Source organism: Mycobacterium sp. ACS1612 (genome assembly GCF_001667505.1).
Lineage (GTDB): Bacteria > Actinomycetota > Actinomycetes > Mycobacteriales > Mycobacteriaceae > Mycobacterium.
The window spans coordinates 160,704-172,922 of record NZ_LZHZ01000031.1; the positions used below are offsets into that span (position 1 = coordinate 160,704).

10 protein-coding genes are annotated in these 12,219 nt (G+C 65.8%); 3 read left to right on the top strand and 7 right to left on the bottom strand.

Annotated features, from left to right (window positions below):
- Positions 1-347 precede the first annotated feature (347 nt).
- Positions 348-2,108 carry an asparagine synthase (glutamine-hydrolyzing) gene (gene asnB / locus A5724_RS13070; RefSeq protein ID WP_067801871.1) on the bottom strand — a complete coding sequence of 587 codons (1,761 nt, stop codon included), beginning with the start codon at positions 2,106-2,108 and terminating at the stop codon, positions 348-350.
- A gap of 90 nt (positions 2,109-2,198) precedes the next feature.
- Between asnB and A5724_RS13075 the strand changes: the two genes are divergently transcribed.
- Genes A5724_RS13075 through A5724_RS13085 form a run of 3 tightly spaced genes read left to right on the top strand, consistent with a single transcriptional unit; the run spans position 2,199 to position 5,806 of the window.
- Entirely contained in the window at positions 2,199-2,441 is a 243-nt protein-coding gene (locus A5724_RS13075) for a hypothetical protein (protein ID WP_067801873.1), read from the top strand.
- A 9-nt stretch (positions 2,442-2,450) separates the two neighbouring features.
- On the top strand, positions 2,451-4,061 hold the full coding sequence (locus A5724_RS13080) for a DUF692 domain-containing protein (RefSeq protein WP_067801876.1): 1,611 nt from the start codon (positions 2,451-2,453) through the stop codon (positions 4,059-4,061).
- Positions 3,959-5,806: a glycosyltransferase family 4 protein gene (locus tag A5724_RS13085; RefSeq protein ID WP_082964997.1), complete on the top strand. Its 1,848-nt coding sequence runs from the start codon at positions 3,959-3,961 to the stop codon at positions 5,804-5,806. The genes A5724_RS13080 and A5724_RS13085 overlap by 103 nt, the downstream gene beginning before the upstream one ends.
- A gap of 479 nt (positions 5,807-6,285) precedes the next feature.
- Here A5724_RS13085 and A5724_RS13090 read toward each other — a convergent pair whose 3' ends face one another.
- The 6 genes from A5724_RS13090 to A5724_RS13115 all read right to left on the bottom strand — a co-directional run bounded on the left by A5724_RS13090 (position 6,286) and on the right by A5724_RS13115 (position 12,209).
- Entirely contained in the window at positions 6,286-7,722 is a 1,437-nt protein-coding gene (locus A5724_RS13090) for a DUF1254 domain-containing protein (protein WP_067801882.1), read from the bottom strand.
- Complete coding sequence (locus A5724_RS13095) at positions 7,719-8,597, bottom strand: SDR family oxidoreductase (protein ID WP_197518636.1); 879 nt, start codon at positions 8,595-8,597, stop codon at positions 7,719-7,721. Before A5724_RS13095 ends, A5724_RS13090 begins: the two co-directional genes overlap by 4 nt.
- Positions 8,598-8,612: 15 nt before the next feature.
- Positions 8,613-9,857, bottom strand: a complete 1,245-nt coding sequence (gene mshC, locus A5724_RS13100) for a cysteine--1-D-myo-inosityl 2-amino-2-deoxy-alpha-D-glucopyranoside ligase (RefSeq protein WP_067801891.1) — start codon at positions 9,855-9,857, stop codon at positions 8,613-8,615.
- A 94-nt stretch (positions 9,858-9,951) separates the two neighbouring features.
- Positions 9,952-10,752 carry a 3'(2'),5'-bisphosphate nucleotidase CysQ gene (locus tag A5724_RS13105; protein WP_067801892.1) on the bottom strand — a complete coding sequence of 267 codons (801 nt, stop codon included), beginning with the start codon at positions 10,750-10,752 and terminating at the stop codon, positions 9,952-9,954.
- Positions 10,753-10,825: 73 nt separating this feature from the next.
- A complete protein-coding gene (locus tag A5724_RS13110) occupies positions 10,826-11,638 on the bottom strand; it encodes an SCO1664 family protein (RefSeq protein WP_156752259.1) in 813 nt (270 codons plus the stop codon).
- Complete coding sequence (locus A5724_RS13115) at positions 11,622-12,209, bottom strand: DUF3090 domain-containing protein (RefSeq protein ID WP_067802021.1); 588 nt, start codon at positions 12,207-12,209, stop codon at positions 11,622-11,624. The genes A5724_RS13110 and A5724_RS13115 overlap by 17 nt, the downstream gene beginning before the upstream one ends.
- Between the last annotated feature and the right edge of the window lie 10 nt (positions 12,210-12,219).

Below are 12,219 nucleotides of genomic sequence, written 5' to 3' on the forward strand. Positions count from 1 at the left end.
ACGACATTTGCGGATTGTTCACCAAAGTCGCGCCCGCAGTCGACAAGTGATCTCGTAAGTTCGAGTCATATGACACATTTGAGATATAGCCCAGCCAGTCGGACCTACCCAGCCACGTATAGGCCAATTCCTTACGTGCGGACGGATATTCATCCCATGTCTGCCAGCGAAAAGTGTGTAGCGTGTCAAACTTCCTTATTGGGTGACATATCGATCCCCGACGTTTCAGGATCAACGAGCTGATTGGGATCGATCCTGAGGAGGCAGCCGCGTTCGCGATTTGCACGAATCCGAGCTCTCCCAGGCCGAGGCCGCGCAGCCGGATCCAACCCGAATAACGCCCGGATTCAGCGCGCTGCCAGCAACGCATCGCAAGCCGACTCATGGGCTGCGCGAAGCTCGCTCCCATGGCGCGTGTAAAGGGCCTCGGCGGCGAAGTCCTGGGGAAATGAGCCATCGCGCGCGACGAACGCGATGAGGAACAGGTCGAGCAGAAACAGCACGTGCGGCGCCGTCGAGATCTGCAGCAGCGGATGCCGGCGGTGCCAACCCGGGGGCATCACCGAGGCAGCGAGGTTGCCCAGGCGGCGGCGCGTCACCTCGAGCGCGTCGGGTGCGGCGGTCTTGGTGCGTGTCGCGATCCGCTCGGCCAGCGGCGCGGGCAAGGTACGCCGCATAGCCGCGCCGATCGTTTCCTTCGCGGATCCAGAAGGCCAATCCTTCGGCAGGCTCAGCGAGAGGTCCCGCATGCCTCGCGTGAGGTAGGGCATGCGAACCTCGAGCGACGCGGCCATCGCGCCCCGATCCCAGATGGCGAGGTGCTTGTTGGGCATTGCCTGGACTAGGAGGAAGTCAAAGACCGCACTGGGCTGCCTACCAAGACGATCGCTTCGAAGCACCGCCAGTTGCGCCTCGGTCGTTTCGAACGCCGATACCGGCAGCGCGCTTGTGCTCTGCAACTGCGCAAGGCGTTGCGCGAACCGATCGAGATAGGGGCCCGGCCACTGGTGCATTGGATACCCCGAGAACAGTTCGTCCGCGCCCTCGCCGCACAATGCTGCCTTGGCGAAGGAGCGCACGCGGGGAGCCGACACGAGCGCCAATGTGGCAGGGCGAGGAGCCTCCATCGCTAGGACCGCATTCGCGAGCCAGCAGAGCGGAGGTTCGCGGGGGATGAGGATAGCCTCGTGGTCGAGGCGCAGCGCATTCGCGACGTCAGCGGCGTGGGACAGATCTGCGGCGTGCTTGCCGTCGGCCACCACGAACGACTTCGATCCTGGGTGATCTGCTCGCAGCGACGCCAGGAGCGTGCTGTCGGCGCCTCCGGACAAGTACGTCGCCACAGGGTGGTCGGCGTGGATGTGCCGGGCGACCGATTCTCGCAGCAGCTCGCCGATCCATTCGCCGGCCTCTCGCGGGCTCGCAGGCGGCGTGCCGGGGCACGGCATTGCAAAGCGCTCGGTGCTGATTTCGAGCCCGCAGTCTTGCCGCTCGATGGTCATCAGAGTTCCGGGCGCGAGCTGCTCGATGTCGCGCAGCAAGGTCCGGCCTTCCAAGGTGTGGCCGAATACCATCTCCTCGACGAGCGCTGCGGGGTCAAGGCGGCGCGGCACTGCGGGAAAGCGGAGCAACGCCTTAATTTCCGAACCGAACACGAGTGCTTGCCGATCGCTTGACAGCCACCAGAACAGTGGCTTCATGCCGAACGTGTCACGCGCGAGGTGCAGCTTGCGACCTTCGCTCATCGCCGCGGCGAACATGCCGTCGAGACGGTCCAGCACCTGAGGTCCCCACTGGATGAAGCCGCGCAGAAGGACCTCAGTATCGGAGCGCCCGCGGAAGGAAATGCCCTCATTCACGAGCTCCGCGCGCAGCTGGGCGTGGTTGTAGATCTCGCCGTTGAGTGCTACGGCTACCTGCCCGTCCTCGCTGACCATCGGCTGGGTGCCGTGTTCGAGATCGAGCAGGCTGAGTCGGCTGGCGGCCAGGCCGATGTCGTTGCGAGTCCACACACCGGTGCCGTCCGGACCACGGTGGGCTAGGGCTAACGCGATTTCGTACAAATTGTGCGCGCGTTCACGATCGTGGTACCCGACGATGCCGCACACCGCACGTTCTCCCTAGATTAGTTCGGGCTGGTTCTGTAAATTGGCGGCATGCGTCAATAGCTTCGTCTTGCGGCATTCGAGGGGGATCCGATGTCTGATGTGGAGAAGAACGCAGATCTGAAGCGGCGCCTTGTCGAGGCGGGCGAGGCACGTCGAAAAGCCCTCGGACTCTACGGGATTCAGCGGACCGAGGAGACTCGCGCGATCAGCGAGCGAATCGTCGAGGCGGCAGGTAAAGGGATGATCGTCGAGTGGACGATCCTGCCGCAAGACCCGTCGGAGACGGTGAGCGGGAGGTGCGTCGTTTATTGCGGATGCAGCTGCATCGCTTGACGGCGCACGATGACGCTCATCGGTGTCGGTTATCGCAGCGAAGTCGCAACCATCATCCGCGAGAGCATGCCACCCATCGAGGCGCTCGAGATCACGGTCGATCACTGCATCCGCGCTACCCTCGATCACCGCAGGATATTCCGGCGCTTGCCAGAACTGTGCCCGCTGTACCTCCACGGCGTGGGCCTGTCCCTCGGAACGGCCCAGCGACCCGACTCCGATTACCTTACCGACGTCAAGCAATGGGCTCAGTGGCTGGGGGTTCCCTGGTACAGCGAGCACCTGGCATTCACCAAAGTTCCTGGTCTCGATCATGCCCAGCTCCTACCGCTACCGAGGACCGAGGACACGCTGCGGATCCTCTGCGAGAATATTCAAATCGTGCAGGATCGCGTTGGCCTGCCCCTCGTACTTGAGAACATCTCCTATTACTTCGACTACGTCGACTCCGAGGTTGTGGAGTCCGAGTTCCTTGCCGACGTCTGCAACCGTACCGGGGCCGGAATCCTGCTTGATGTCGAGAATCTCCGAATCAACTCCAGCAATCACGGGTTTGATCCGCTGGCCTTCCTCGCGGCGCTGCCACCGCGAGCCGTCCGGGCCATCCACCTCGCGGGAGGCTGCGACAGACACGACCTCGCCATCGATACCCATGATCGTCAGGTTTCCCGCGCGACGCTCGCGCTTCTGGCCGAAGCGTTGCGACGGCATGAGCCTGACGTGATCGTCATCGAGCGCGATCAGGCCTTCGAGGGCTTCGGGGAGGTAATCGCCGACGTCGAGCGGGCCCTCCGCATCCGCGACGAGGTCTACACGGATCTCCCCCCATCTGCGGCCACACGTGAGGCGCTGCCACCTCGGCTTCGGGTCAGCTCGACCGCGCGACGAGCCTTGTTCGACCGCCAACACTCGATCCTTGACTACCTTTCGAACCCCTCGGTGTTTAACTCGCAGGACCCACTGCGCGGCGCCCCCGGCGGCGTCTGCGACGATCACCTGGATCGCTTGGCGCTCCTCGGTGAGCTTGTCCTCGCCAAACGTTGGGAAAAAATCAAGAGCGTGCTGCCGGCGGCCTGCCGCTGTGTGCACGAGCACGCTGCGCACCTGGTCCGCGAATTCGCTGACGTCGAGCCACCGCTGTCCCCGGGAAGGCGCGAGAACGCGCAGCAGCTTCACAATTTCATCGTCGCATCAGCCGCCCGCATCGAACCCGAGTACCTCGTCGACCTAGTGCGCCTGGAGCACATGATCGCCTCGGCGACGTTCTCATCGCGCGAGCGAGAGCAGCGGTCTGCCCACGCGCTGCCCGCAGCCTGGGAGAGCCTTGACGTGCGTGCCTCCGAGGACCTCGAGATCCTTGACACTGCGTTTGATCTGAAGCCGGTGCTCGACGGCGAAACCCCGGCGACGCTCGACCGCGGGCCCCTTCAAACCGTCGCTGTCATCCCCGGCGTGGACAGTGCGCGTGTCTTCTGGCTCGATTCGAATGTCGCGGCGCTCCTGGTCGCGCTGACCGAATGGACAACGATCCATGCGACGGCAGGAGAGCCGATCCAGGAACTCGTACGCTCGCTGGCAGCGGGCCAGCTCATCGAAGTTCGACCGTGCGTATCTGTCTGATCGGAAAATATCCCCCGATTCAGGGAGGCGTCAGCGCGAGGACATACCGCCTCGCCCACGAGCTCGCCCGACGCGGTCACGATGTTCACGTGATCACCAATGCCGCAGAGGTCGAGAAACAATATCGAATCCAGCTTCGCCCCGAGGATCGAAAGCGTCTCGGTGGCCACTACGACGCTGGAACCGTCCGTGTCCATCAGACCCCCGCCGACCTCTACGGTCAGTGGCATGTGCCGTGGCACAACCCCTACGGGACCAAGCTGGCGGGGCTTGCCATTGAGGTGATCAAGGAGCACGATCTCGAGTGCGTGCTCTCCTGGTACCTGGAGCCATACGGCGTCGCTGGGCATCTCGCCGCGAGCCTCACCGGCAGACCCCATGTCATGCATACCGCGGGCAGCGACGTGGGGCGGCTATGGCATCAGCCCGCTATGCGCTCCCTGTACGACGAGATTTTCTTGGCCGCGGACGTTGTCATCGGAGGTAGGGGCCTGTCCAAGGCGCTCGCCGAGCTCGGCGTTCCCCTCGCGAGAATTATGCCGAACGACGCGCACTTCGTGCCTCTCGACGAATTTGCTCCTGACGGCCCGGCGCTCGAAGTCGCGCCGACGACGTCCGCCCACACCATCGGGGTGTTCGGCAAACTCGGACGCTTCAAAGGGGTCCTGCCTCTGGTTCGCGCCGTCCGGCATTGCCTTGATCGCGGGATGTCGGTCCGACTCGCAGCCATGGTTCACGGCGAGGCACCCGAAGAGAAAGCCTTCACCTCTCTCATCGAGGAGCTCGATCTGCGCGAACACGTCTCTAGGATCCCATTCTTGCCCCATTGGCGAGTTCCCGAGTTCCTTCGCGGCTGCGATGTGGCGTGCTGCCTCGAGCAGGACTTCCCGATCACGGCGCACAATCCCGTCATCGCACTGGAGGTCATGGCCACTGGGACTCCGGTCCTGCTATCCCAAGAGATCGCGGCCAAGCAGCAGGAGCGCCAGCGACTCGCTCACGGCTACAACTGCTGGATCGTGCGCGACACCAACGATCACGAAGAGATCGCCGAGTGCCTCGCCCGAGCTCTGGTCGAACCCCTGTGCGCCGAGGTGGGAAAGCGAGGCCGGCAGTACGTGGACCACGTGCAATCGCAGTGTCAGTTCCCGCAGGCGTTTGAAGCCGCCATCCACCGCGCCATTTACTCTGATACCGCCGGCGCAGAGGAAGTCGCCGAAGGACAGCCGAGCGACGGACTATCTCCGCTGCTCAACGCAATCCACCGCAAGATCGAGCAGGCGGACTCGCCGCCCGCGGAGCTTTCAGATCTAAGCCGGCTGGCCAACCAGTTTATGAGCGCGCATGATGAAACCTCTGCCAACGGCGACGGCTCACTATTTCGCCTCGATCCAGACTGCCCGGCCTGGAGCGCCAAGGCCGCGGCGTGCCGACCCACGCTGGTGACCGGGGCACGCGCGGAGATCTACCCTCGCGATCCGATCGCCCTGCTCACCGCAGATTCGAGCACGGTCGCGACCGAGACGCTCGTAATCGTCCTGCCATACGCGCAGCCGCAAGCGACCAAGCTCTTCACGCTCACCGCCCAGGCCGCCGCATTCGTGGTCGCCTGCGACGGAAACAGAAGCATCGCGGGCATCGCAGCGCACCTCGGCTGGGACTCTCCCGACCCGGCGCGCGCGCTCGCCGAGCAGCTCCTTGCGTTGGGAATCCTGGCCCTGGATCCGGCGTCTCGCCGCGGGTAAGCCATTACGAACGTCCAGCTGTTGGGTGGGCTCGGCCGGCTGCGCGTCAGTGATCGTGTAGCCGCCGATCTCGATGTCGTCGATTCGTTGGACGAGGTGGTGTACGAAGGCCCGACCGTCGGCGTCCTGCGGCGGATTGGAGATGAACACCAGTTGGCGTTGCGACGCGGGAGAACGCGATGAGCCGCATACCGGTCAGCCGCGACCCGCGCGAATGGCCGCTGACGTTCCGATACCAGGGCGTCTACGACCCATTGGGCAACGGGCACTTCGAGTTCCAGGGCGAGATCGAGGTCAACGCTTCGGTGGCATCCGCTGGATCAGCCCGCATCAGGTGGTCTCACGGTCATTTTCGGACTTTTTCATCACCGGCGAGCCGGCGGACCAAGTTCGGCGCGGGCCCGACGTCTGGCCCGCCACGCCGGCCATGCCCGCAGAACAGGCGAAGTTCCTGCGCGAAAACGTGCCGACCTAGCCAGCTAGACCTTGACCGGCGGCTCCGCCTTCCAGGTGCCGTTCAGCGCATCCGGCTTTGGCCAGTACAGCCGCAGCACGAGTACGAATGGCCCCTTGGGCGCAGGCAGCCAGTTGGGCTCCTTGCCGAGGCCGGGTGGCTCGTTCTGGACATAGAACGTGTAGCCGTCGTCGGGGTCGGGCACCAGAGTCGGCAGCATCGACGAGTTGATCAGATACCGGTCGATCGGGTTGGCGACGAGCAGGCTCTGCGGCAACTCGTACATGGTCAGCGACCAGAACGCGTTGACCGGCGGCAACTGGTCCTTCGCGAAGTGGAAGGTGTACTTGTTCGCCCCGGTCAGAGGAGCCCCAGCCGAATCACTGGTGAAACTCGGGTAGATCGCCTCGGCGGCCGTGTTGCCGTAGATACCGAGCACAGCGCCCGCCATCCGGTAGAGATAGTTGCCCTTGAGTTCCTCTGCGGTGCCGAAGAACTGGGCCGAACCGACCTGGCCCGTGTCGATTTTGTCCTTCTTGAAAGTGTCGAACTCGTTCCAGGCGTCGGCCATCCCGCCTTCGATCGCCGTGCGCATTTCGGGGCTTAACTTGTCCGCGTCGAAACCGCCCCCCGGACCGATGCCGATTGTTTCGAACCGAGCGCGTAGATCCTTCTCAGTGGGCAGCGTCGGCGCGAATTTCAGTGCGAAATCCAGGATCTCGAAGAACTGCGGCGATGTCTTCTCCTGGTCCCGGGTCAGCGGCGGCGCGAAGTCGATCGGCGGCGCGGGCGGCGGAGCCGGTTGGTTCAGATACACCGAAAGGGGCTGCACCTGGTAGCCGGCTTGGATCTTCTTCACTTGGTCGATGTCCGACGGACCGAGCAATTGGGTGCGATAGAGCACGAGCGCCAACTCGGTGTCGGACTGGATCACCTCATTGATCCCGTCCGGCTTCGGGCCCTTCCAATTCGGGCCTGCCAGAAGGTACTTGCCACCGCCGTTGCCCGTGGTGCGACTGCCGACGTAGGCCATGTTGTAGGTGTAGAGATCGATGAACTGCAGCGAGTAATACCGGTCCTGCGCGATCGGCGGAACGGTGAGGACGAGCGGTTCCGCCCGCAGATCCGCACCGAGGGCGGAGTACGGTGTGTCCGAGTTCGGCGTCTGGATGGCCTTGTCCTCGGGCGTGTACACCCGCGCGGTGCTGTGGATTTCGTTCCACCCGCCCTTGTATTCCGGGTCGTCCTTGTTGACGAAGTAGGAGTACATCACCCGGTAGTTGTCAACGATCGGGAAGCCATAGATGTAGGCGTCCTTGGCAATCGCGCGGGCTTGGTCGGGCGTGACCGCCGCCGGGCTCGACGGCGGTGGCGACGCTTTAGGCGTTTCCTCCGAACCCTTCGTGCTGCAAGCCGCGAGCAGCGTCAGCAGGACGACAAGAACCGCGACGCGGCGGATCAATTCTTTTCCAGCGAGTCGGTACGCGCGCTCATCGACCGGCCCAACGCGGCCACTTCCGCGTCCATCTTCGGGAGCATCTCCGGTGCCGTCTTCAGCGTCGGCGCCTCGCCGACGCGGGTTGACAGGAAGGGCTTGAGCCAGCGCAGCAGACCGACCCAGCGGGGTACGAAGATGTGCCGCTTGCGGCCCTCGATGCCTGCGACGAACGCCTCACCGCACTTCTCCACCGACGTGGTCTTGCCCAGCGGACCCGGCAACGCTTTCAGCATCTGCTGGAATGCAGGCATATCGGCCTTGGTGTCACGGACCAGCGGAGTATCGATCCACGACATGTGCGCCGAGCCGACGTCGACGCCCAGATGCGCGACTTCCAATCGCAGCGAGTTGGCGAAGTGCTCGATACCGGCCTTGGCCGCGTCGTAGGGCGCCATCCCTGGCGCGGCCGCGAACGCCGCGAGCGACGAGACGATCAACACGTAACCGCATCGGTCGATGACCGGGTTCAGCGCGGCGCGCACGGTGTTGAAGACGCCGACGATGTTGACGTCGATCAGCGTCCGGAACGCCTGCGGATCGACGTTCAGCACCGACCCGTACGTGGCGATCCCGGCGTTGGCCATGACGACGTCGATCCCGCCGAAGCGCTCGACTCCCTTGGCTACCGCCGCCTCCATCGCCGACAGGTCACGCACGTCGGCGACGACGGTCAGCACATCCTCATCACCGAGCCTGGCCGCCACCTCCGCCAGCTTGGTCTCGTCGAGATCGGTCAGCACCAGCTTGGCGCCCTTGGCGTGCAGACGGCGTGCCACCTCCGCGCCGACGCCGTTGGCGCCGCCGGTGATCAGCACGACTTTTCCAGTCAGTGAACCCATAGCCGCCAACGTACGTCAGTGCGACAACTGGACACCTAGCAATGCGTCGACCGCGGTCGCGACAGTCCGCGGCGCCTCGGTGTCGTGGCCGCCGTACTCGAGCGCGTCCGTCGCCCAGCCGTCCAGCGCGGCCAACGCCTTGGGCGTGTCCAGGTCGTCGGCCAGATACTGCCGCACCCGCGCGACGACGTCGGCGGCGTCGGGGCCTGCCTGCAGGGTCGTCGCAGCCCGCCACCGCTGCAGCCGGGCGACGGCCTCGTCGAGCACCTGATCGCTCCAGTACCGGTCGGCACGGTAGTGCCCGGCCAGCAAGCCGAGCCGAATGGCGGCCGGGTCGACACCGTCGGCGCGCAGCCGCGACACCAGCACCAGGTTGCCGCGGCTCTTGCTCATCTTGTGGCCGTCCCAGCCGATCATTCCCGCGTGCACGTAGTGGCGGGCGAATCGCCGCTCCCCCGTTACCGATTCGGCATGCGCGGCGGAGAACTCGTGATGCGGGAAGATCAGGTCGCTGCCCCCGCCCTGGATGTCCAGCCCGGTGCCGATGCGGCTCAGCGCGATCGCCGCACACTCGACGTGCCAGCCTGGCCTGCCAGGGCCGAACGGTGACGGCCAGCTCGGTTCGCCGGGCCGCTGCGCCCGCCACATCAGCGCATCGAGTTCGTCGGCCTTCCCCGCGCGGGCCGGATCGCCGCCGCGCTCGGCGAATAGCCGCAGCATGGTCTCGCGGTCGTAGCCGGACTCGTAGCCGAACTGCTGGGTGGCGTCGGCGCGGAAGTACACGTCCGGGAAGGCGGGATCGTCGACGACGTAGGCCGCACCGGAGGCCAACATCTTCTCCACCAACTCGACCACCTCGCTGATCGCGTCGGTGGCGGCCACGTAGTCGTGCGGCGGCAGCACCCGCAGGGCCGCCATGTCCGCGCGGAACAGGTCGGTCTCGCGGGCGCCGAGTTCGCGCCAGTCGATGCCGTCGCGCTCGGCCCGCTCGAACAGCGGATCGTCGACATCGGTGACGTTCTGCACGTAGTGCACCTCGTGCCCGCTGTCCAACCACACCCGGTACACCAGGTCGAACGCCAGATAGGTGGCCGCGTGACCGAGATGGGTCGCGTCGTAGGGCGTGATGCCGCAGACGTACATGGACGCCGTCTCGCCGGCCGCGACCGGACGCACCTGCCGGTCGGCGCTGTCGTAGAGCCGCAACTGCGGCCCGCGGCCTGGCAGAGCCGGGACGTCGGGAGCCGGCCACGAATGCATAGCCTCGACTTTAAGGTGTTCGGTCAGGACAGCCTCCGGATGGTGCGTTGCTTCGAATGTGACCTACAACGCTGAGCGCCATTCCATTCCCCGACTATCGATTTCGATAGGCCGACCAGATGCCCTCCAGCAGCACGTCGGCCAGCTCGGCGCGGCACATCAGCAAGTCGGGCAGGTAAGGGTCGCGCCGGTTGTAGATCAGCGGCGAACCGTCGAGCCGCGAGGCGTGCAGCCCCGCGGCCTGCACAACACCCGCCGGAGCCGCCGAATCCCACTCCCACTGGCCGCCCGCGTGCACGTACGCGTCGACGTCGCCGCGAACGACGGCCATCGCCTTGGCGCCCGCGGACCCGATGCGGACCATCTGGATGTCCATCATGTCGCGCAGCCGCCACAACACGGCGGGCGGCCTGCTGGCGCTGGCGGTGATGCGGATGGGTCCGTCGCGGCGCGGCGGCGGTGGCGTCACGGTGTCGGTGCGATAGACCTCGCCGCGGGCCGGAAGCGCGACCGCAGCATCGGTGATGCCACCGTCTGGCCCGCTCGTGTGGAAGGTCGCCGTCGGTGCGGCGCCGTTTCGTTGCCACAGTGCGACGTGCACCGCCCAGTCGGTGCGACCCGGCCAGGAGAACTCGCGGGTGCCGTCGACGGGGTCGACGATCCACACGCGGTCGGCGTGCACACGCGATACGTCGTCGACGGCCTCCTCGGACAGCACGGCGTCGTCGGGCCGATCCCGCCGCAGCCGGTCGAGGATCAGCACGTTCGCCCGCATGTCGCCCGCGTCGCCGAGGTCGTACGGATCGTCGAAGCCGACTTCCTCGCGAACCGCAAGTAGCAGCTTTCCGGCGTCGACCGCCACGTCGGCAGCCAGCGCCGCGTCGGTCAGGTTCACCGGGTCAGTAGACCACGCACGCGGCAAAGACGTTGACCGCCGCCCCGAGCGGCTGGCTCACCGGCCGCGTTGATCAGAACGCGGGCCACGGGATGGGCCTACGCCGGTCCGGTGTCGGCATCACCGGGTTGTCCAGCAGCCCAACAGTTCTGGCGTGCAGCGCCGCGACCTCGCGGCGGGTGATGTGCTTACGCAGTCGGTCACCGAGATCACCGCGGATCTGATCACGCAGTCGGGCAACGGCTTCCAGCGTTTCGTCGTCGACGGGCTTCCCGGACCAGCCCCACAGCACGGTGCGGAGTTTGTCCTCGACGTGCAGGCTCACGCCGTGGTCGACGCCGTAGACGTGCCCGTCGACACCACATAGGATGTGCCCGCCCTTGCGGTCGGCGTTGTTGATCAGCACGTCGAAGACGGCCATCCGGCGCAGCCTGCTGTCGTCGGCGTGTACCAGAGTCACTTCGTCGCCCGCGTAGTCGTAGGCCTGCAGTACGGGCAGGAAGCCGGGCGGGATGTGGCCGGCGGGCAGCAGGTCGACCAGGTCGGGGCCGGCCTGCGGTTCGTCGCCCACTTCGTCGCCGGGTTGGTCGACCCACACCTGCAGCATGCCGGGGCCGGCAGGCCCGTCACGAATGATGGTGTGGGGCGCGATGTTCCAGCCCAGCGCAGCGGAGATCAGGTAGGCGCTCAGTTCGCGGCCCGCCAGCGTGCCGTCGGGAAAGTCCCACAGCGGCGCCTCGCCCTTGATCGGCTTGTACACGCAGTGTGCTTGCAGCTCACCGAGGTGAGCCTCGCAGAGGAAGGTGGCGTTGCTCGCTGACCGGATCCGGCCGATGACCGTCAACTCGCCGCGCTGCAGCACCTCATCGTTATGAATCGGCGTCATCGTCGGACCCGGCAAGTGCGCCGCGTCGATAGCCGTTGGTGCGCACGCAGATGTGGCCCTCCGGGTCGAGCGGCTCATCACACAGCGGACATGGCGGGCGGCCCGCCGAGATCACGCGGTTGGAGCGCGTCGCGAACTCACGAGCCGATTCCGGGGTCAAAAACACCCGCACCGCGTCGGGTCCCTCCTCGGCGTCGTCGAGTACCACCGACGCGTCGAACTCGGTTTCCGACACCGCGAGCAGTTCGACGACGACCGTCTGCGCTTCCGAGTCCCAGCCCAGCCCCATGGTGCCGACCCGGAACTCGGCGTCGACGGGGGTGATCAGCGGGCTCAGGTCCTCGACCTCGCCGGTCTCGGGCGGGATGGGCGTGCCGAAGCGACGGTTGATCTCGAGCAGCAACGCCGCGATGCGCTCAGCGAGCACTGCCACCTGCTGCTTCTCCAGCACCACCGAGATCACGCGTTTGTCGTGCACCGCCTGCAGATAGAACGTGCGGTTGCCCGGCTGCCCGACGGTCCCGGCGACGAACCGGTCGGGTGTACGGAAGACGTGAATTGCGCGGGCCATGGCACCCTCC